Origin of the sequence: Streptomyces sp. NPDC099050, from assembly GCF_044759865.1 — a bacterium.
Classification (GTDB): domain Bacteria; phylum Actinomycetota; class Actinomycetes; order Streptomycetales; family Streptomycetaceae; genus Streptomyces.
In genome coordinates this window covers 164,689-184,890 of sequence record NZ_JBIWAE010000005.1, presented here as the reverse complement: position 1 = coordinate 184,890, position 20,202 = coordinate 164,689, and the positions used below count along the sequence as shown (strand labels likewise).

At 69.7% G+C, this 20,202-nt stretch carries 19 protein-coding genes and 1 riboswitch; of the genes, 9 read left to right on the top strand and 10 right to left on the bottom strand.

The window, feature by feature from the left end:
* Positions 1 to 5: 5 nt before the first annotated feature.
* Entirely contained in the window at positions 6 to 1,511 is a 1,506-nt protein-coding gene (locus ACIQV3_RS11025; RefSeq protein ID WP_403711926.1) for a cytochrome ubiquinol oxidase subunit I, read from the bottom strand.
* Positions 1,512 to 1,699: 188 nt separating this feature from the next.
* Here ACIQV3_RS11025 and ACIQV3_RS11020 point away from each other — a divergent pair, with 188 nt between their 5' ends.
* The gene (locus tag ACIQV3_RS11020) at positions 1,700 to 2,068 is read left to right on the top strand and encodes a cyclophilin-like fold protein (RefSeq protein WP_403711924.1); all 369 of its coding nucleotides are present in this window, start codon (positions 1,700 to 1,702) and stop codon (positions 2,066 to 2,068) included.
* Between the two features lie 31 nt (positions 2,069 to 2,099).
* On the opposite strand, the gene hisC is transcribed toward ACIQV3_RS11020, so the two are convergent.
* The gene (gene hisC, locus ACIQV3_RS11015) at positions 2,100 to 3,182 is read right to left on the bottom strand and encodes a histidinol-phosphate transaminase (RefSeq protein ID WP_403711922.1); all 1,083 of its coding nucleotides are present in this window, start codon (positions 3,180 to 3,182) and stop codon (positions 2,100 to 2,102) included.
* 362 nt (positions 3,183 to 3,544) lie between these two features.
* Here hisC and ACIQV3_RS11010 point away from each other — a divergent pair, with 362 nt between their 5' ends.
* The 3 genes from ACIQV3_RS11010 (at position 3,545) to ACIQV3_RS11000 (ending at position 7,093) form a co-directional block, all read left to right on the top strand.
* Positions 3,545 to 4,660 carry a LacI family DNA-binding transcriptional regulator gene (locus tag ACIQV3_RS11010; RefSeq protein ID WP_403711920.1) on the top strand — a complete coding sequence of 372 codons (1,116 nt, stop codon included), beginning with the start codon at positions 3,545 to 3,547 and terminating at the stop codon, positions 4,658 to 4,660.
* 215 nt (positions 4,661 to 4,875) lie between these two features.
* Positions 4,876 to 6,135 carry a metallophosphoesterase gene (locus ACIQV3_RS11005; protein ID WP_403712305.1) on the top strand — a complete coding sequence of 420 codons (1,260 nt, stop codon included), beginning with the start codon at positions 4,876 to 4,878 and terminating at the stop codon, positions 6,133 to 6,135.
* A 148-nt stretch (positions 6,136 to 6,283) separates the two neighbouring features.
* Complete coding sequence (locus ACIQV3_RS11000) at positions 6,284 to 7,093, top strand: hypothetical protein (RefSeq protein ID WP_403711918.1); 810 nt, start codon at positions 6,284 to 6,286, stop codon at positions 7,091 to 7,093.
* Positions 7,094 to 7,096: 3 nt separating this feature from the next.
* On the opposite strand, the gene ACIQV3_RS10995 is transcribed toward ACIQV3_RS11000, so the two are convergent.
* From ACIQV3_RS10995 to ACIQV3_RS10985, 3 genes are all read right to left on the bottom strand, one after another.
* On the bottom strand, positions 7,097 to 7,909 hold the full coding sequence (locus ACIQV3_RS10995; protein ID WP_403711916.1) for a hypothetical protein: 813 nt from the start codon (positions 7,907 to 7,909) through the stop codon (positions 7,097 to 7,099).
* Positions 7,910 to 8,155: 246 nt separating this feature from the next.
* The gene (locus ACIQV3_RS10990; RefSeq protein ID WP_403712303.1) at positions 8,156 to 9,205 is read right to left on the bottom strand and encodes an aldo/keto reductase; all 1,050 of its coding nucleotides are present in this window, start codon (positions 9,203 to 9,205) and stop codon (positions 8,156 to 8,158) included.
* A gap of 155 nt (positions 9,206 to 9,360) precedes the next feature.
* Positions 9,361 to 9,687, bottom strand: coding sequence for a hypothetical protein (locus ACIQV3_RS10985; protein ID WP_403711914.1), 327 nt, complete (start codon positions 9,685 to 9,687; stop codon positions 9,361 to 9,363).
* Between the two features lie 1,160 nt (positions 9,688 to 10,847).
* Here ACIQV3_RS10985 and ACIQV3_RS10980 point away from each other — a divergent pair.
* Positions 10,848 to 11,960, top strand: a complete 1,113-nt coding sequence (locus ACIQV3_RS10980; protein WP_403711912.1) for a glycosyltransferase — start codon at positions 10,848 to 10,850, stop codon at positions 11,958 to 11,960.
* A gap of 112 nt (positions 11,961 to 12,072) precedes the next feature.
* Here ACIQV3_RS10980 and thiC read toward each other — a convergent pair whose 3' ends face one another.
* On the bottom strand, positions 12,073 to 13,860 hold the full coding sequence (gene thiC, locus ACIQV3_RS10975) for a phosphomethylpyrimidine synthase ThiC (protein WP_403711910.1): 1,788 nt from the start codon (positions 13,858 to 13,860) through the stop codon (positions 12,073 to 12,075).
* A riboswitch (TPP riboswitch) is annotated at positions 13,855 to 13,999 on the bottom strand. (Overlaps the previous gene by 6 nt.)
* Positions 14,000 to 14,071: 72 nt before the next feature.
* On the opposite strand from thiC, the gene ACIQV3_RS10970 reads away from it, so the two are divergent.
* Positions 14,072 to 15,487 carry a YibE/F family protein gene (locus tag ACIQV3_RS10970; RefSeq protein ID WP_403711908.1) on the top strand — a complete coding sequence of 472 codons (1,416 nt, stop codon included), beginning with the start codon at positions 14,072 to 14,074 and terminating at the stop codon, positions 15,485 to 15,487.
* Positions 15,488 to 15,713: 226 nt separating this feature from the next.
* Here the strand turns inward: ACIQV3_RS10970 and ACIQV3_RS10965 are convergent, their stop codons facing one another.
* The 4 genes from ACIQV3_RS10965 to ACIQV3_RS10950 all read right to left on the bottom strand — a co-directional run bounded on the left by ACIQV3_RS10965 (position 15,714) and on the right by ACIQV3_RS10950 (position 17,989).
* Positions 15,714 to 16,163 (bottom strand): SsgA family sporulation/cell division regulator, encoded by a 450-nt coding sequence (locus ACIQV3_RS10965; protein ID WP_243331178.1) that lies wholly within the window; start codon positions 16,161 to 16,163, stop codon positions 15,714 to 15,716.
* 97 nt (positions 16,164 to 16,260) lie between these two features.
* Entirely contained in the window at positions 16,261 to 16,998 is a 738-nt protein-coding gene (locus ACIQV3_RS10960; RefSeq protein ID WP_403712301.1) for an IclR family transcriptional regulator, read from the bottom strand.
* 290 nt (positions 16,999 to 17,288) lie between these two features.
* On the bottom strand, positions 17,289 to 17,516 hold the full coding sequence (locus ACIQV3_RS10955) for a DUF5326 family protein (RefSeq protein ID WP_403711906.1): 228 nt from the start codon (positions 17,514 to 17,516) through the stop codon (positions 17,289 to 17,291).
* Between the two features lie 155 nt (positions 17,517 to 17,671).
* Entirely contained in the window at positions 17,672 to 17,989 is a 318-nt protein-coding gene (locus ACIQV3_RS10950) for a cupin domain-containing protein (protein WP_327305775.1), read from the bottom strand.
* Between the two features lie 90 nt (positions 17,990 to 18,079).
* On the opposite strand from ACIQV3_RS10950, the gene ACIQV3_RS10945 reads away from it, so the two are divergent.
* The 3 genes from ACIQV3_RS10945 to ACIQV3_RS10935 are packed head-to-tail and all read left to right on the top strand — an operon-like array spanning position 18,080 to position 20,126.
* Positions 18,080 to 18,463: a phage holin family protein gene (locus tag ACIQV3_RS10945; RefSeq protein WP_403711904.1), complete on the top strand. Its 384-nt coding sequence runs from the start codon at positions 18,080 to 18,082 to the stop codon at positions 18,461 to 18,463.
* Positions 18,464 to 18,474: 11 nt separating this feature from the next.
* Positions 18,475 to 18,966 carry a low molecular weight protein-tyrosine-phosphatase gene (locus ACIQV3_RS10940; RefSeq protein WP_403711902.1) on the top strand — a complete coding sequence of 164 codons (492 nt, stop codon included), beginning with the start codon at positions 18,475 to 18,477 and terminating at the stop codon, positions 18,964 to 18,966.
* The gene (locus tag ACIQV3_RS10935; RefSeq protein ID WP_403711900.1) at positions 18,963 to 20,126 is read left to right on the top strand and encodes a cystathionine gamma-lyase; all 1,164 of its coding nucleotides are present in this window, start codon (positions 18,963 to 18,965) and stop codon (positions 20,124 to 20,126) included. The genes ACIQV3_RS10940 and ACIQV3_RS10935 overlap by 4 nt, the downstream gene beginning before the upstream one ends.
* Positions 20,127 to 20,202: the final 76 nt, after the last annotated feature.

Genomic DNA, 20,202 nt, shown 5'->3' with positions numbered 1-20,202 from the left:
CAGCCTCAGTACGAGAAGGCCATCGGCCGGTCGGGGTTCTTGTCGTCCCCGCCGATCTTGGTCGGCGGGTTGAGGTCGGCCTCGGTGAGCTCGGGCGGGCCGGCCTTGACGTACTTCACGAGGAGCTTGACCTCGATCACGGCGAGCACGGCGTAGAGCAGCGTGAAGCCGATCATCGAGGTGAGCACCTCGCCCTGGGAGACGTTCGGCGAGACCGCGTCCCGGGTGCGCAGGACCCCGTAGACCACCCAGGGCTGACGGCCCATCTCGGTGAAGATCCAGCCCCAGGAGTTGGCGATCAGCGGGAAGCCCATGGTCCAGAGCGCGATGATCCAGTACCAGTTCGTGAACTTCGGGCTCAGCGCCTTCTTGAAGAGGACCAGGTGGGGGACCTCTTCCTCACCGGTGCGCAGCCCCGGCGGCAGCATGAACTTCTTGCGGGTCAGCCAGAGCCCCAGCATGCCGACGCCGAGCGAGGCCATCCCGAAGCCGATCATCCAGCGGAAGCCCCAGTAGGCGACGGGGATGTTGGGCCGGTAGTCGCCGGGCCCGAACTTCTCCTGCTCGGCCTTGTTGACGTCGTTGATGCCCGGGACGAACGAGCTGAAGTCGTCGTTGGCCAGGAAGGACAGCAGGCCCGGGATCTCTATGGCGACCGTGTTGTGGCCCTTTTCCACGTCGCCGTAGGCGAAGAGGGAGAAGGGCGCCGGCGCCTCGCCGTCCCAGAGCGCCTCGGCGGCGGCCATCTTCATCGGCTGCTGCTTGAACATGACCTTGCCGAGCAGGTCTCCGCTGATGGCGGTGCCCAGACCGGCGATGATCATGACGACCAGGCCGAGTCGCAGCGAGGTCCGCATGACGGGGATGTGCCTCTTGCGGGCGAGGTGGAAGGCCGCGATGCCGACCATGAACGCGCCGCCGACCAGGAAGGCCGCCGTCATGGTGTGGAAGAACTGGGTCAGCGCGGTGTTCTGCGTGAGCACCAGCCAGAAGTCCGTGAGCTCGGCCCGGCCGCGCTCGGGGTTCATCCGGTAGCCGACCGGGTGCTGCATCCAGGAGTTCGCCGCGAGGATGAAGTACGCGGACAGGATGGTGCCGATCGAGACCATCCAGATGCAGGCCAGGTGGATCTTCTTCGGCAGCTTGTCCCAGCCGAAGATCCACAGGCCGATGAAGGTCGACTCGAAGAAGAAGGCGATGAGCGCCTCGAAGGCCAGCGGGGCTCCGAAGATGTCACCGACGAACCGCGAGTAGTCGGACCAGTTCATGCCGAACTGGAACTCCTGGACGATGCCCGTGACGACACCCATCGCGATGTTGATCAGGAAGAGCTTGCCCCAGAACTTGGTGGCCTTGAGGTACTTCTCCTTTTCCGAACGCACCCAGGCGGTCTGCAAGATCGCGACGAGCGCGGCCAGCGAGATCGTCAAGGGAACGAAGAGGAAGTGATAGACGGTGGTAATACCGAACTGCCATCGCGCCAGGGTCTCTGGCGCCAAAGCTAGGTCCACGTCGTCGTCTCCTTCGTTTCGCCGTGGTCACAGCCGCAGTTTGCCCCTCGTATCCCACTCAATCCGGGAGCAAGCAGGACACGCTTGTGAACGCGTTCACATTCACAAGCATTATGTCGTACCGCTGTCGACATCTTTCAGGGGGGTCCCCCTAGCGAATAAATTCAACAGATTGTTGAATGCGACGCATGAAGATTCGATTCCTCTGGCCCGCCGGCCAGCTCACCGCAACGCTCGACGAGACCCCGACTGCCAAGGCCCTCGCCGACGCGCTCCCCATTTCCGCCTCCGCCAACACCTGGGGCGAGGAGGTGTACTTCGACACCCGCGTCTCCGTGGCCCTGGAGCACGACGCCCAGCAGGTCGTCGAGCCCGGCACGGTCGCGTTCTGGACCGAGGGCGACGCGCTCGCGCTGCCCTACGGCCCCACCCCGATCTCCCGCGGGGGCGAGAGCCGCCTGGCGAGCCCGTGCAACGTCCTCGGCTCGTTCGACGGCGACCCCCGCCTGCTGGCCACCGTCCGCGACGGCGACCCCATCCGCGTGGAACTGGCCTGACCGCACGCGGCCCGAGCGGTTCCCGGGAGCCCTAGAGCTCCTTGAAGAACGCCTCCGCCGTGTGCAGGAAGAGGTCGTTCGCCTCGGGCTCGCCGATCGTGACCCGCAGGCCCTCGCCCGCGAAGGGCCGGACCACCACGCCGGCCTTCTCGCAGGCGGCCGCGAAGTCGGCGGTGCGCTCCGCGAGCCGCATCCACACGAAGTTGGCCTGCGTCTCGGGCACCACGGTCCAGCCCTGGGCCAGCAGCGTCCCGTACACCCGGGCGCGCTCGCTCACCAGCGACCCGACCCGGCCCATCAGCTCGTCCTCGGCCCGCAGCGAGGCGACCGCCGCGTCCTGGGCGAGCTGGCTGACGCCGAAGGGCACCGCGGTCTTGCGCAGCGCCGCGGCCACCGGCTTGTGCGCCACCGCGAAGCCGACGCGCAGGCCGGCCAGGCCGTACGCCTTGGAGAACGTACGCAGCACGGCGACGTTGGGGCGGCCGCGGTAGAGCTCGATGCCGTCCGGGACCTCGACGTCGCGGACGAACTCCCTGTAGGCCTCGTCGAGGACGACGAGGATGTCGGAGGGCACCCGGTCCAGGAAACGCTCCAGCTCGGCACGGCGCACCGCGGTGCCGGTGGGGTTGTTGGGGTTGCAGACGAAGATCAGGCGGGTCCGCTCCGTGATCGCCTCGAACATCGCGTCCAGGTCGTGCACGTCCCCCTCGGCCAGCGGGACCTGGACCGACGTCGCACCCGAGATCTGAACGATGATCGGATAAGCCTCGAAAGACCGCCAGGCGTAGATGACCTCGTCGCCCGGACCCGCCGTCGACTGGATCAGCGACTGGGCCACCCCGACCGAGCCGGTGCCGGTGGCGATGTGCTCGACCGGGACCCCGAACCGCTCGGCGAGCTCGTTCACCAGACCGGTGCACGCCATGTCCGGGTACCGGTTGAAGTGGCCGGCCGCGGCGACCGCGCTCTCCAGCACCCCGGGCAGGGGCGGGTACGGGTTCTCGTTCGAGGACAGCTTGAACGCGACCGGGCCGCCCGCTGCCGCGGGCTTCCCGGGCTTGTAGGTGGGGATGCCGTCCAGCTCGGCGCGCAGCTTCGGGCTCTTCTCGCTCACCGCAGGTCCTCCTCGACCGTCCCGTACGACGTCGCCGTCGACTCAATGCTCCTCACCTTATGAGGATTCCGCCCATCCGAGAACGGCGGGCGCCTGGAATGCGGGAGAGCGCACGCATATATGCGTGCGCCGGTGGCCTGCGCCGTGGCGCGCGTCCCTCGTACAGGTGAGTTGAGCCGAGCACGAGAGCGCTCCGTTTTGGCATGCACGGTCCCGTCGGCAAGGGCACCAGACACCCTTCACGACCAAACACCTTCATTTCCAAGGTCATTGGGGGTGGCGAACCGTGCAGAATCGTGCCTGTCAACGCGTGCATATGCATCCGGACCGCCCTGCCCACCGAGCCCTACTATCGGCTCGCCATGACAGCAGCAGGGAAGCATCAGGTGAGCCGGACCGAGACCACCCGGCGGGCCGCCGGCCGACGAGGCCGGGCGGGCATCAGGGACGTGGCCGCCGCGGCGGGCGTCTCGATCACGACCGTCTCCGACGCCCTCAACGGGAAGGGACGGCTGCCGGACGCCACCCGCCGCCACGTCCGCGAGGTCGCGGACCGACTGGGCTACCGCCCCTCCGCGGCGGCCCGCACCCTCCGTACCGGCAAGTCGGGCCTCATCGGCCTGACCGTGACGACGTACGGGGATGAACCTTTCACCTTCACCGAATTCGCGTACTTCGCCGAGATGGCCAGGGCCGCCACCTCCGCCGCGCTCGCTCGCGGCTACGCCCTCGTCATCCTCCCCGCCACCTCCCGACACGACGTCTGGTCCAACGTGGCCCTCGACGGCACCGTCGTCATCGACCCTTCCGACCATGATCCCGTCGTCACCGAACTGGTCCGCCAGGGCCTGCCCGTCGTCTCCGACGGACGCCCCGCCGGCTCACTCCCCGTCACCGCCTGGGTCGACAACGACCACGAGGCCGCCGTCCTCGGGCTCCTCGACCACCTCGCCGCCGCCGGAGCCCGCCGCATCGGGCTCCTGACAGGCACCACCACCGACACGTACACCCGCCTCTCCACGACGGCCTACCTGCGCTGGTGCGAGCGCGTGGGCCAGGACCCCGTCTACGAGTCCTACCCCGCCCACGATCCGTGCGCCGGTGCCGTCGCCGCCGACCGGCTGCTCGCCCGGCCCGACCGGCCCGACGCCGTCTACGGCCTGTTCGACCCCAACGGCACCGACCTGCTCGCCGCCGCCCGGCGCTACGGCCTGCGCGTTCCCGAGGATCTGCTGATCGTGTGCTGCAGCGAATCCACCGTGTACGCCAACACCGAGCCGCCCATCACCACCCTGTCCCTCAAACCGCGCCGCATCGGCACCGCCGTCGTCCAGCTGCTCATCGACGCCATCGAGGGCGTCGACACGGGCGGACCCGTCGAACAGGTCATCCCGACCGAGCTGATCATCCGTACCTCGTCCCAGCGCAGGCAGCCCCGTACGACCGTCAGCCCGCCCCGATCCCCGGCTCAGGACTGACCCCCGCGCCGGCCCGACGGCGGGGCCACCGGCCCCGCCGAGGATTTCAGCAACACCCATATCGGGAGAAACCAGCAGGAAGGGCCGGCGCCCGCCAGGATTCACCACCCCTGGTGCGTCACAGAGCGCGAGCTGCATTCCTATGATGGGCGCACGACATCACGGATCCTCCGCCCAAGAGGCGGGAGGGTCCGCAGGTGTACGGCAGCGCGACGGTGGTGGAGGGGTCGATGACTCAGGGGGCCGGTCAGGGACCCGCGGTGCGGACGGACACCGAGCGGGACTTCCGGTTGCCGGTCGCCGAACCCGCCTCGCATACCGCTCTCCCGGGATCCGCAGCAGCCGCAGCGGCGGGCTCCGCGGGGCTCGGGGCGGACGCCCCCGTCTACGGTGAGTACCCCGCGTACTACGACGCGGTCCCGGTTCCCGTCCCCGCGCAGCACGGGTACGGCCACGAAGCCCCGTACGGCGCCGCCGGCGCCCACGGCGAGCCCGTCGGCCGCCCGATGGGCCACCTCCCCGAGGAGAGCGACCCCGAGGGGTACACGCCGACCCAGCGCGACCTCCCCGTCATCGGGCGCGGCGCCCTCGGCGGCCCCGGCGACACCGTCCAGATCCAGTACGTCCCCCAGGAGACGCCCGGCGAAGGCCCCGGCCCGCTCTACGTCGTCGGCGACGTGCACGGCTACATCGACGAACTCGTCGCCGAACTGCAGTTCCAGGGGCTCATCGACGCCGAACGCAACTGGTCCGCCGGCAACGCCCGGCTCTGGTTCCTCGGCGACTTCACCGACCGCGGCCCCGACGGCATCGGGGTCATCGACCTCGTCATGCGGCTCTCCGCCGAAGCCGCCGCCGCGGGCGGCTACTGCAAGGCCCTCATGGGCAACCACGAGCTGCTGCTCATCGGCGCCAAGCGGTTCGGGGACACCCCCGTCGTCTCCGGCGCCGGCACCGCCACCTTCCAGGCCGCCTGGCTCCTCAACGGCGGCCAGCGCACCGACATGGACCGGCTGCAGGACGTCCACATCCAGTGGATGTCCCGGCTGGACGCGGCGGTCCTGGTGGAGGACCACCTGCTCCTCCACTCCGACACCACCGCCTACCTCGACTACGGCGACTCGGTCGAGGACGTCAACGACACCATCCACGAGCTGCTCAACCGCAACGACGCCGACATCACCTGGGACCTGTTCCGCAAGTTCACCAAGCGCTTCGCCTTCCGCGACGAGGAGACCGGTCCCCAGGCCGTACGCGAGCTCATCGGCACCTACGGCGGCAGCCGCGTCGTGCACGGCCACAGCCCCATCCCGTACCTGCTGGGCGAGGTCGGCACCGAGGACGGTGACGGCGCGCACGGCCCCGAGGCCGTCGTCGGCCCGCACGTCTACGCGGAAGGCCTGGCCATCGCGATGGACGGTGGCGTGACGATGGCGGGCAAACTGCTCGTCGTGCAACTCCCGCTGAACGACTGAGGCTTCCCCGAGCTGGGTATTTCCGGAAAGCCCCTGTCGACGTACGGCGTGGGCGCTCTACCATCGCTCTATCCGTAGCAGGCTCTCCTCCGTTTGTGCCGGCGCCCCGTTCAACACGGACATACCGGCTCCCACGGAGCATCGGGGGATGCACATGACCAGCGCTCCGCACCTGCTCACCGAAGACCGACCGGAGTTCGATCGGCTCCTCGAAGAGGCGCTGCGCACGGCGAACGCCAGGCCCGAGCTCGCCGCCCTCGGCGAACGGCTGAACGCCGAACAGCTGCGCACCATGGCCATGGGGGCCACCGGGCTGCTGACAGCCGCGGCCGCGGCCGAGTACGACCATTACGTGAAGGTCCGCAAAGAACGGCAGGACGAGATCCTCTCCACCCCCGGAACCACGGGGGAGGAGGACGATGAGCAGGGCGGCGCGGGCGTCAGCGCCGTGGTCGCGGTCCTCGCGCCGGTCCTGGCCGGCACCGCCATGCTGATCTTCCTGCTGGTGGGCTACATCCTGAAGATGATCGAACCCGAGCCGGCCTTCGCCGACACGATGCTGACGGCGGGCTGGCTGTTCGGCGGGCTCACCGCGGCCGCACTGCTCTTCGCCGTGATCGGACTGCTCCTCACGGCCGTCCGCAACAGTTCCACCGAGGTGGTGGCGGACGAGACCGAGGCGGTCCCCGACGAAGTGGCACGAGCCCGGGAAGCCTGGCGCAACGCCCTGCTGGAGCGGGGCATCGTGCCGTTCCTCCGGGACGCGCTGGCCGATCCCAGCGCCGGGGCCGGCTTCCCGGCCCCCCGAAAGCCAGGAGCCGGGCGCATCCCCAACCTGGGATACACCCGGCCCGATTTCACCAGTCCCGGAGCCCCGGCGGAGGGGCCCCGTCCCGGCTATTCGTCTCCGGACTTCACCAGTCCTGACTTCGGCGGCCCGGAGTCCGACCCGAAGTGAGCGCTACTGGGCGTTCGGCGAGCCGGAGTAGGCCAGGTCGCCCTTCCACTCGATGCCCTTGCTGCGGAGTCCGAGCGCCGGATTCGGAGCCGGCAGGAGCTGGGTCCAGGCCTCGTCCCAGATGAAGTCCGCGCCGTTCACGTCGCCGTGTGTCTGGAACACCTGGCCGGTCGTGGTCAGCACCTTGATGTACGCGTCCATGCCCTGGGCCGCGATGGAGATGCCGCAGGCAATGCCGACCGGGAAGCCCGGGTTGTCGTCGGCGTCGCTGATGTTCTGCCAGACCGGCACGCCGCCCGGCACGGTCGCCCGTCCGGCGTACGCGATGCCGCCCGTGAGGGCGGCGTGGAAGTCCTCGGTGTTCGAGGGCGAGTAGCTGTCGATGTCACTGCAGGGACCGGTGGCGCCCGTGGCTCCCGTCGGACCGGTGGGGCCGGTGGCTCCCGTCGGACCGGTGGCACCCGTCGCGCCCGTCGCTCCCGGGTAGCCGCGCGGCCCGGTCGGGCCCGTCGCTCCGGTCGCACCTCGGGGGCCGGTGGGACCCGTCGCACCCTTGGGTCCGCGCGGGCCGCGCGGGCCCACCTTGCAGTCGTCGCCGTGACCGCCCCCGGCCATCGGCGCCTGGGCCGGCACGCCCGCTCTGTGGCGCTGGGCCTTGCAGTGGTCCCCTCCCGCCGGCGCCTCGGCCAGCGCGACCGCCGGGGTCGCGAGGCCCGCCAGCACCAGCGCCACCGTGGCGAGCGTGCCTCCCGTCAGCCAGCCGGCTCGTCGGGGCAGCGGCCCCAGGTAGACACGGGCCTTGTTCTCAGAACTCATGTACCGCTCCTCGCACACACCGGATCGAATCGACCTACGAAGCCCGGACATAGGACCGGTCTCCGCGGGCCATCCTGAGGACCCCGACGCCGCGAGTCCGACCGGCGCGCCCATCCGTCAGCGGAACGGCGCAGCGCACACGGCCACTTGGCGGCCTGCCACACGGCCACATGGGTCTGCGCCTGCACCATGTTTCACGTGAAACACCCGTCGCTGTTTCACGTGAAACATCGGAGGGTTCCCCGATCAACCGGCGGACCGGTCTCCCAGCAGCCGCCTTCGCTGTGTGACGTCCGCCAGCGCGGGGGAGCGCCAAGCGCCGTCCGGGTGGTACAGATTCCGGCCCGGCTCCACGATCTCGTCGATCCGGTCAAGGGTCGCGTCGTCGAGGACCAGTCCGGCGCCCCTCACCAGGGCTTCCAGCTGCTCCATGGTCCGCGGCCCGGTGATGACGGAGGTGACGGCGGAATGCGCCAGCGGGAAGGCCACCGCCAGCTCGGGGAGCGTGCAGCCGATGGAGTCGGCGAGCTCCACCAGCTGCTCCACGGCCTCCAGCTTCGCGGCGTTGCCCGGAAGCGCGGGGTCGAAGCGGGCCGGAGTCAGCGCCGCACGCCCCGAGGTCATGTCGATGGCGCCGCCGAGCCGGTATTTCCCGCTCAGGAATCCCGACGCGAGCGGGCTCCAGGTCAGGACGCCCATCCCGTACCTCCGGGCCACCGGCAACACACTGGTCTCGATCCCGCGCGCGAGGATCGAGTACGGCGGCTGCTCGGTCCGGAACCTCGGCAGAGCCCGCCGTTCGGCGACGTGGTGCGCCTCGACGATCTCCTCGGCCGGGAAGGTGGAGCAGCCGAAGGCCCGGATCTTGCCGGCCCGGACCAGATCACCGAGGACGGACAGGGTCTCCTCGACGTCCGTGCCGTGGTCGGGGCGGTGCACCTGGTAGAGGTCGATCCATTCCGTGTCCAGCCTGCGCAGGCTGTCCTCGACGGCACGCACGATCCAGCGCCGGGAGTTTCCGCTGCGGTTGCGGCCCTCGCCCATCTGGAAGTGCACCTTGGTCGCGAGCACGACGTCGTCCCGCCGGCCCTTGAGGGCCTTGCCCACGATCCTCTCGGACTCCCCTGCCGAGTACATGTCGGCGGTGTCCACGAAGTTGATCCCGTGATCGAGCGCGGCATGGACGATCCGCGCGCACTCCTCGTGATCCGGATTGCCGACCGCGCCGAACATCATCGTGCCCAGGCAGTGCGTGCTGACCTCGATGCCGGTCCCACCCAGAATTCGGTATCGCATGCTCATGGGGCCGCACTGTAGGAGTTGGAGCGCGCTCCAGCACAAGCCCCCAGGCCAGACTTCGACGGCCCGGACCGCCTCCCGGACCGGTGTCCGGGGGCGGCCCGGGCCGCGTCGGTACTGCGTGAGTCCTCCGTCAGGTCAGGCGCACCTGATCACTTGCGCGGCTTGGCCCGGTGAGCAGGCTCGGCCATGAGGTCACCCTTGAACGCGCCTCTGACGAGCACGGCCGGTGTAGGCGTCGCTCGCTGGACCCATCCTTCGTCCCAGACGAAGGTGTTGTTGTTGATGTCACCATGCGTCTGCCACACGGTCCCGGTCGAGGTCACCACCTTGACGTACGCGTTGTTTCCCTGGGCCAAGATCGCGACGCCGCAGACGTTGGCCGGGTAGTTGGGGTTCGCGGGGTCAGTCATGGTCGCGACCGTGTTGGTGAGGTCTTGCCAGACGATCGTCCCGCCCACGGTGGCGGCCTTGCCCACGTAGGTCTTTCCACCCGTGAGGACGGCTTGGAAGTCCTCGGTGCCCGAAGGCGCGTAGGCGTCGATGTCAGTACACGGGCCGGTGGCTCCCGTGGCACCGGTCGCACCCGTGGCACCCGTGAGGCCGGTGGGACCGAGGGCACCTGTGGGGCCGGTCGGACCAGTCGCACCCGTCGCACCATCAGCACCTGTGGCACCGGTCGCACCATCAGCACCCGTGGGACCCGTCGGACCCGTGGCACCCGTGGCACCCGTCGCACCCGTCGCACCCGTCGCACCCGTCGCACCATCAGCACCAGGCAAACCAGTAGCGCCCGTCGCACCGTCAGCACCCGTCGGGCCGGTCGCACCGTCAGCACCCGTCGGACCCGTCGGACCCGTCGCACCGTCAGCACCCGTCGGACCCGTCGGACCCGTGGCACCATCAGCACCGGTGGCGCCCGTTGCCCCGTCAGCGCCGGCCGGCCCCGTCGGACCCGTCGGGCCTGTGGCACCCGTCACACCATCAGCACCGGTGGCGCCCGTAGCTCCCGTCGCACCCGTCGCGCCGGTGGGACCCGTCGGCCCCGTCGGGCCTACGGGCGGGCACCCGTGGTCGTGCCCGTCGTGGTGGTCACGCCCCTCGTCGTCTCCCCACTGCTCGTCCCTGCCGTCGTCCCCGCCGCCGCCCCGGTACCTGTCCTCCGGCGGACCGCCGTGCGGCTCGCAGTCCTCGCCTCCGCCGCCGCCCGACGGAGTCGCGGCTCTCACCGCCGTGACCGTCGGCTGAACCATCGCGACGACGGGGGTGGCCATGCCCACGAGTACGAGGGACAGCGAGGCCAGGGCACCTCCCGCGATCCAGGCACGGTTGCGGGGGACAGGACCAAGCTGGAGCTTGGTCTGGTGCTCACGACTCATCTGCGGGGCTCCTTCGGAACGGAACGCGAGCCGGAACGGGTGCCGCCCCGGCTCCGAGTTAGAACGTCCTTGGGACTTACGGACGGAGCCGCCCGAATCTTGAGTCAGCCGGGATTTTTATCAGCAGAACGGCTTATCGGACGCCCCCGAACGGCTGCGCCACAGCCCACCGGGTGGTAGCGCCACCGGCGTGCCGCCGACCCATCGGCGGCCGCACTCCCTAACGTCGCCCGCGATCCGTCCGACGAGAGGGTGCTGCGGTGAGGCCGACCATCTGTCTGAACATGATCGTCAAGAACGAGGCGCCGACGATCCGGAAGTGCTTGGAGACGGTGCGCCCCCTGATCGACACCTGGGTGATCGTGGACACGGGCTCCACCGACGGCACCCAGGACGTCATCCGGGACTGCTTCGCCGACCTGCCCGGCACGCTCCACGAGCGGCCGTGGAAGGGTTTCGACGGCAGCCGCAGCGAGGCCGTCGAACTCGCGCGCTCCAGCGCGGACTACCTGCTGTTCATCGACGGCGACGACGAGATGCAGATCCAGCCCGGGTTCCGCATGCCGGACCTCACGCTCGACGCGTACCAGGTGGCGCTGCACGACGGTCCGATCGTCCACTGGCGGCCGGCCCTGGTCTCCACCCGACTGCCCTGGCGGTACGTGGGCGTGCTCCACGAGTACATCGAATGCGACACCGAGTACAGCCGCGACGTGATCGAGGGCTTCAACATCCTCTCCATCGGCGGTGGGGCCCGCCTCCGCGAAGAAGGGCAGCGGGCGAAGTACCTGCGCGATGCGGGAGTCCTCACCGAAGGCCTCGCGAAGGAACCCGACAACACCCGTTACGCGTTCTACCTGGCCCAGAGCTGGCGCGACGCGGGCGAGCCCGAGAAGGCCCTCGACGCCTACGACCGCCGGGTCGCCATGGGCGGCTGGGCCGAGGAGACCTACTGCGCCCGGCTCTACGCCGCACGGCTCGCGGTCGCCCTGGACAGGCCGTCGGCCGAGGTGCTGGACCGCTACCTCCGCGCGCACGAGAGCCGCCCCTCACGCGTCGAGGCGCTCGGGGACCTCGCCCGGCTCTGCCGCCTCGAAAGCCGCTGGCCCCTCGCCTACCTGTTCGCCCGGCAGGCCGTGAGGGTGCCGCGCCCGGACGACATCCTCTTCGTCGAGTTCGCGTGGCACGACTGGCGCGCACTCGACGAACTCGCGGTGGCCGCCTACTGGGCCGGCGAGTACCGGGAGTCCCTGGACTGCTGCGAACTGCTGCTCCAGGACGGCAGGCTGCCCGACGACCAGCAGGACCGGGTCCTCGCGAACCTCGAATTCGCGCGGCGCAAGCTGGGCGTGGGCTCCCGGACCTTCGCCTGACCGTCCGCCCGGACCGGTACCTGCCCGCCCCGGGCTGAAACGACGTAGGCGACGGCGGCCCGCGACTCCCCCCTCGGTGTCGCGGGCCGCCGTCGTGTGCCTGGGCGGGGGGTCAGTCCGCCAGCGGCAGGTACACGCGGTTGCCCGCGGCGGCGAACTCGGCGGACTTCTCCGCCATGCCCGCCTCGATCTCCTCGGCACCCAGGTCGCCACCGTGCTGGCGGCGGATGTCCTGGGAGATCTTCATCGAGCAGAACTTCGGACCGCACATGGAGCAGAAGTGCGCGGTCTTGGCCGGCTCGGCCGGGAGGGTCTCGTCGTGGAACTCACGGGCCGTGTCCGGGTCGAGGGCCAGGTTGAACTGGTCCTCCCAGCGGAACTCGAAGCGCGCGTCCGACAGGGCGTCGTCCCACTCCTGGGCACCCGGGTGGCCCTTGGCCAGGTCCGCCGCGTGGGCCGCGATCTTGTACGTGATGACACCGGTCTTCACGTCGTCGCGGTTCGGCAGGCCCAGGTGCTCCTTGGGGGTGACGTAGCAGAGCATCGCGGTGCCCCACCAGGCGATCATCGCGGCACCGATGCCCGAGGTGATGTGGTCGTACGCGGGCGCGACGTCGGTGGTCAGCGGGCCGAGCGTGTAGAACGGCGCCTCCTCACAGATCTCCTGCTGGAGGTCGATGTTCTCCTTGATCTTGTGCATCGGGACGTGCCCGGGGCCCTCGATCATCGTCTGCACGTTGTGGCGCTTGGCGATCGTGTTCAGCTCGCCCAGCGTCTTCAGCTCCGCGAACTGCGCGGCGTCGTTCGCGTCCGCGATCGAACCGGGGCGCAGGCCGTCACCCAGCGAGTACGTCACGTCGTACGCGGCGAGGATCTCGCAGAGCTCCTCGAAGTTCGTGTAGAGGAAGTTCTCCTTGTGGTGCGCCAGGCACCAGGCGGCCATGATCGAGCCACCGCGCGAGACGATGCCGGTCTTGCGGCGGGCGGTCAGCGGCACGTACGACAGCAGCACGCCGGCGTGGACCGTCATGTAGTCGACGCCCTGCTCGGCCTGCTCGATGATCGTGTCCTTGTAGATCTCCCAGGTCAGGTCCTCGGCGCGGCCGTCGACCTTCTCCAGCGCCTGGTACAGCGGCACGGTGCCGATCGGCACGGGGGAGTTGCGCAGCACCCATTCGCGGGTGGTGTGGATGTTGCGGCCGGTGGAGAGGTCCATGACCGTGTCGGCGCCCCACTTGGTCGCCCAGGTCATCTTGTCCACCTCCTCCTCGATCGAGGAGGTGACCGCGGAGTTGCCGATGTTGGCGTTGACCTTCACCAGGAACCGCTTGCCGATGATCATCGGCTCGATCTCGGGGTGGTTCACGTTGACCGGCATGACCGCGCGACCTGCGGCGATCTCCTCGCGGACGACCTCGGGGGAGACGTTCTCGCGGATCGCGACGTACTCCATCTCCGGGGTGATCTCGCCCCGGCGGGCGTACGCGAGCTGCGTGACCGCGGCGCCGCCACGGCCGCGGCGGGGCTGGCGCGGACGGCCAGGGAAGACCGCGTCGAGGTTCTTGAGGCCACCGCGCGGAGAGGTGTGCTTGATGCCGTCGTCCTCGGGGCGCACGGGGCGGCCCGCGTACTCCTCGGTGTCACCGCGACTGATGATCCAGTTCTCGCGCAGCGGCGGCAGGCCCCGGCGCACGTCGGTCTCGATCTGCGGGTCGGTGTACGGACCGGACGTGTCGTAGAGCGTCACGTCCTTGCCGTTGGTGAGGTGGACCTGACGAACCGGCACCCGGAGGTCGGGGCGGGAGCCCGCCACGTACCCCTTGTGCCAGCCGGGCTGGCGCTCGGTCTGGCCGTCGGCGTCCTGGCTGACGGCAGGCGTGCGTGCGTCCTGAATGGTCATGAGACCTAATCTCCCTACGCCGGCATTACCCGGTAACAGGTTCGGCGGTCGACGCAGCCTCCTCCCGTACGCATATTCGAATGCGAACGGTGATCAGCGCCCTCTCAGCCCGGTGCTCCGAGCTCCCGCGTTGTGCAAAGTAGCCCCCACGCTAGCGTCATGTGTGGCGTGCTGAACAGTGGGCCCCCTCATCTGTTGCGATGATCAGCCAGTGACGTCCTCGCCGCAGCCCCCCACTGACCCCACGGATCCCGCCGGTCACGCCGACCACACCGGCCACGCGGGCCACGCGCACGCCGACCCCGGCCACTCGCCCGACCGCGCTCCCGGACACTCCCACGGCCACACGCACAGCCACGGCCCGGCGGCCCCCGTCTCGAAGCACCTGCGCAAGGTGATCGCGGCCGTCCTTATCCCCTTCGCCGCCGCCGTCGTGATCGGCATGGTGGTGCTCTGGCCCGGTGGCGCGCCGGACCACGCGCGCACCGGAGTGGGCTTCGACCGGCAGACCCAGCAGGGAACGGTCGTCGCGCTCCAGCAGGTCGACTGCAAATCCGTGAACGCCGCCCAGGTGCCCGCCACCGGCGACACCTCCACCCCCGAGGGGCGCGAGGCCCTCGCCTCGCAGACCGGCGACTGCAAGAAGGCCACCATCAGGGTCGGCAGCGGCCCCGACAAGGGCCGCGAGTTCTTCGAGATCCTCCAGCCCGGCGCGCCACGACAGTTGACGGACGGCCAGGACGTGGTGGTCGCCTACGCCCCGGACGCGCCCCGGGATCTCCAGTACTCCGTGATCGACGTGAACCGCAAGCTGCCGATGGCCCTGCTCGCCGGCATCTTCGCCCTCGCGGTCGTCCTCGTCGGGCGGATGCGCGGGCTGTTCGCGCTCATCGCCCTCGTCGTCAGCTTCGCGGTGCTGACCCTGTTCATCCTCCCGGCGATCCTGCAGGGATCGAATCCGCTGGTCGTGGCCGTGGTCGGAGCCAGCGCGATCATGCTGATCGCCCTCTACATGTGCCACGGGTTGACGGCCCGCACCTCGGTCGCGGTCCTCGGCACCATCATCTCGCTGCTGCTGATCGGCCTGTTGGGTTCCCTGTTCATCGACTGGGCGTTCCTCAGCGGCAACACGGACGACAACACCGGGCTGATCCACGGGCTCTACCCGAACATCGACATGAGCGGTTTGCTGCTTGCGGGTGTCATCATCGGATCGCTCGGCGTACTCGACGACGTGACCGTCACTCAGACCTCGGCGGTCTGGGAACTCCACCAGGCAGACCCGTCGATGGGCCCGCGCGGGCTCTACCGGGCGGGCATCCGCATCGGACGCGACCACATCGCCTCGGTGGTGAACACCCTGGTACTGGCTTACGCGGGCGCGGCGTTGCCCCTGCTCCTACTGTTCTCGATCGCGAACAGCAGCATGGGTGCGGTGGCCAACAGCGAGCTGGTGGCGGAGGAGATCGTACGCACCCTCGTGGGCTCGATCGGACTGGTCGCCTCGGTACCCGTGACCACGGCGCTGGCCGCGCTGGTGGTGTCCGCCGACCGCGCGGAATCCCCGGCGGCCGCAGCAGCCTCGGGGCCGCTCCGCGGCGGCCGGGGCCGGCGACGCAAGCGCTGAATGGCGGACCGGCGGGCGCGGCTGGTCAGTTCGCGCACACGGCCGGTCGTGAGGAACGGCAGGGTGGAGCGCTCAGCGCGTCGGCACGCTGAGCCGTGGTGCGTATGGGTGAGTAGTGATGCAGGTGATACAGGTGGTGCAGGTGGTGCAGGCGGTTCGCTGATGCGGATCGTGCCGCGCTGCGTGCCGACGCGCCCTGGTCAGCAGGCGTCCGGCCGGGCTGCGGTCAGCCCGCGTTCTGCTCGTTCTGCTGCGACTCCGCCAGGATCTTGTCGAGCGCCTCGTCGAGGTTCTCCTCGAAGTCCCCGAGGTTGCGCTCCTGGCCGAGCGGGACGATCCGGTCGGTGCGGTCGAGGAACGCCACGAGTGGCGCCGCGCTCGCACGGAAGAGAGCCCGGTCTGCGCCTACCTGCAGCCGGATGTGGACATCGGACAGTTCCTCCGGATCGGTCGGGGCGATGTGGACATCGCCGTCACCGCACGGCTTGTTGATGCCGTCCAGAAGGAGCTCCCGGCCGAACGCCCAGGTGACGGGCGCATCTCCGGGAAGGTGGAAGGTCAGGCGGACCGCGTAGGGGTCACGAGCGTCGTACCGGAGTTCCACCGGAATCCGGAACGAGAGCTCCTCGGAAACGAGGAAGCTCATCATGACCTCTGCCTGTACCGACTCGCGCATTGCCTACCCCGCTGTAGTGGAAGTGGCCAGGAATGATCCCCCAAGGCCCTCTTGACAAGAGTGGTGGAAGCGCTTGCAGATCACAAGGAGTGAGTTTTCAGATACTGATAGAGAACGAGAGGGTGCTCAACAGCGCGCCTACTTCACTCCGTAGCCGATCGACCGCATACAGCAATCGGTTTTCCTGGTGGAGAGGGAGAGAAATCGCCATGGTCGCGGCGGTGTCGCCGGCCGTGATCGGGATGGCCGCGCACACCGTACCCAGGGCGTACTCCTGCCGCTCGGTCACCGGCTGCATCCGCTCCATGGAGCCGATCCGCTGCTCCAGAGCCTGTAGATCCCGCACGGTGTACTGGGTGATGGCCTCGACCGGATGCCGGTCGTAGTAGTCCTTGCGCGTCTTCTCGTCGAGCTGGCCCAGCAGGCACTGCCCGATGGCGTGCGCGTGGCCGGTCTCGCGGAAATCGGCCCATTCCTCGCAGGCAGGGTGCGCCGGGGTGTCCGAGACACCCACGACCTCGACTTCACCCTCGCGGTAGACCGCGAAGTAGACGGGGGCCCCGACCGCGTCGCGGAAGTGCGCGAGGGAGTCGAGGATCATGCTGCGACGTTTCTGCTGAAGCCCCCCACCGGCCAGCCGGCCGGCGGCGTCCCCCAGGACGAAGACCCCGCTCTCCCGGCGCAGATAGCCCTCGTGCGTCAGGGTGCGCAGCAGGTGGTACGCGGTGGGAAGCGGGAGCCCGGCCTCGCGCGCCAGTTGTTTCGCCGGGGCTCCCTCACTATGGGAACCCACCGCTTCGAGCAGCCTCAGTGCCCGCTGCACCGAACCGATCAGAGTCGGCACACCGGCATTGTGAACCGAAGACAAAGCTCACCCCCAGGCGTGGCGGCGGGCCTTGGGGGGGCCCGCCCTGCGGGGGCCGCCCCCGCGTGTGCCGTGACTCCTGGGGTCGTGCTCGGTGGCTGTAGAAAAGGACCGCAGGTCAGAGCGGTACTACCGGCGTTCGGTGCCCAGGGAACGGCACAGATTGCCACTCTATCCGCCGATTCCCGGGCCGTGAGCGGTTTGGCGCTTCACGTTCCCTCAGCTGGGTTAATCCCACTGTGACCCTGGATGCGCCAGTTCTACCACTCTCCGGCGGAGGACTTCGACTCGGTGCCCTTGAACTTCCTGACGAGGAAGATCAGGCCGCCGACGAGGGCCACGAGGAGCAGCACCTTGAAGAGGAAGCCGATCAGCGCACCGATGATGCTGGTGATCACACCACCGAAGACGAACAGCACCAGCAGCGGAACGGCTACCCACTTGACCCACCAGGGCATGCCTTCGAATATCCCTCGGATGCCTTCCATGTCCTCGACCTCTTCTTCCTAGTCCGTGCGATCCGTGACTTCCTGCTCTCGATGCTAGGAGGCCGCGGCCCCCGGCGGGGGCCCGCGAGCCCCCGTACTCCCCTGATCCGCCCCCTAGGGGGCGGGGGCCGTGGACCCTCAGTCCCGGGGTCCGTTCACCCTTCCGGCGGAGAGAAGACGACCATCACCTTCAGGTTCTCGGTGATGTGGTGGAACTTGTGCGGAACTCCGGCCGGCACGTAGACCACGCTGCCGTTGGCGACCGTCGTCGTCTCTTCCCCGACGGTGATCGAGGCGCGACCGCTCACCACGAAGTACACCTCGTCCTGGCCGTGGGGCTGTTGGGGGTCGCTCTGTCCGGCGTCCAGTGCGTACAGCCCGACCGACATGTTCCGCTCGCGCAGGAACTGCAGGTAGGCACCCTCGTTCGCGGCCCGCTCGGCCTCTAGCGCGTCCAGCCGGAAGGCCTTCATCTTCTTCGTACCCCTTGTGCTCTCTCGTCCGGCGAGCATCCGCAGATCAGCAGATGTTCCACCGCGACCATCTCTGCAACGATCAGACACATGACGAATTTCGTAGTCAAGACCCTCGCCAACGCGGCAGCCCTGGGCGTCGCCATCTGGCTCGTCTCGGGCATCACCCTGGCCGACGAAAGCAGCACGGCCCACCAAGCGCTCTCCCTGATCCTGGTCGCGCTGATCTTCGGCCTGGTGAACCTCATCGTCAAGCCCGTGGTGAAGCTGCTCTCGCTGCCCCTCTTCGTCCTCACCCTCGGCCTCTTCACCATCGTGGTGAACGCGGCGATGCTGCTGCTGACCTCATGGCTGGCCGAGCAGTTCGACCTCAGCTTCCACGTCGCCGACTTCTTCTGGTCGGCGATCGTCGGCGCCCTGATCATCTCCATCGTCTCCTGGGCCCTGAACATGGTCCTGCCCGACAAGAACTGAAGCCGGGGCCCATGTACCGCGTGTGCTTCGTCTGCACCGGCAACATCTGCCGCTCGCCCATGGCCGAGTCGGTCTTCCGTTCCCACGTGGCCGACGCCGGGCTCTCGGGCCTGGTCGAGGTCGACAGCGCCGGCACCGGCGGCTGGCACGAGGGGGACGGGTCCGACCCGCGCACCGTGGCCGTCCTGGAGGCCGCGGGATACGAGCCGGGCCACCGGGCCCGGCAGTTCCGGGCCTCCTGGTTCGCCGGCCTCGACCTCGTCATCGCGCTCGACGCCGGGCACCTGCGCGATCTCAGAGCGCTCGCCCCCACCGCGGAGGACGCCGCCAAGGTCCGGCTGCTGCGGTCCTACGACCCGGCGGCCTCCGCCGAGCGGAGCGACGTACCGGACCCCTACTACGGGCCCCTCGACGGATTCGAGGAGTGCCTGCAGCTGGTCGAGGCGGCGAGCCCCGGCCTGCTGGCCGCCGTAAGCGAAGCCGTGAAGGAGCACACCCCATGAGCGCCCCCGACCCCGCGACCCCGAGGCAGGAGCGGCTCGGCGACGGCACCGTCGCCGTCCGCGCCGGCCTGCCGGAGCCCGTCAAGAACGAGCCTCCGCTGCCGGGCCCCGTGTTCGCCGCCCACTTCCACCTTCCCGGCGACGTCGAGGGCCCCTACGCCTACGCCCGGGACACCAACCCCACCTGGACCCTGCTGGAGCGGGCCATCGGGGAGCTGGAGGCCCCCGGCCTGGACGGGGTCGACACGGTCGTCTTCGCCTCCGGCATGGCCGCGGTCTCCGCCGTACTCCTCTCCCAGGCACGCGCCGGCGACACCGTCGTCCTGCCGGACGACGGCTACCAGGTGCTGCCCCTCGTACGGGAGCAGCTGGAGGCGTACGGGGTCCACGTGCGCACCGCCCCCACCGGCGAGGACGCCCAGCTCTCGGTGCTCGACGGAGCCCGGCTGCTGTGGCTGGAGACCCCGTCCAACCCGGGACTCGACGTCTGCGACGTGCGACGCCTCGTGGACGCGGCGCACGCGGGCGGAACCCTCGTCGCCGTCGACAACACCCTCGCGACCCCGCTCGGCCAGCGCCCCCTCGAACTGGGTGCCGACTTCTCGGTGGCCAGCGGCACCAAGGGGCTGACCGGCCACGGCGACCTGCTGCTCGGTTACGTCGTCTGCCGCGACGCCGAGCTCGCCGCGGGCATCCGCCGCTGGCGCAAGGTGGTCGGCGCGATCCCCGGCCCCATGGAGGCGTGGCTCGCGCACCGGTCCCTGTCCACCATCCAGCTGCGCGCCCAGCGCCAGTGGGCCAACGCGCTCGCCGTCGCCGAGGCACTGCGCGACCGCGCCGACGTCACCGGGCTGCGTTACCCGGGCCTGCCGTCGGACCCGTCCCACAAGACGGCCGCGCGGCAGATGCGGGGCTTCGGCTCCGTGGTCTCCTTCACCCTGGCCGACCGCGCGCACGCGGAACGCTTCATGGCCGCCCTGCGGCTCGTCGAGGACGCCACCAGTTTCGGCGGGGTCCGGTCCACCGCGGAGCGCCGCCGGCGGTGGGGAGGCGACGACGTTCCCGAGGGATTCATCCGCTTCTCCGCGGGGGCCGAGGACACCGAGGACCTGGTCGCGGACGTGCTGCGGGCACTCGACCTGGCGGCCCCGAAGAGCTGACCGGCCGGCCGGAGGCGGTCCGAGCACGCCCTGGTGCGGCTCGGCCCGCCCGGTTCCCCGCCCGGCGGGTTTCACC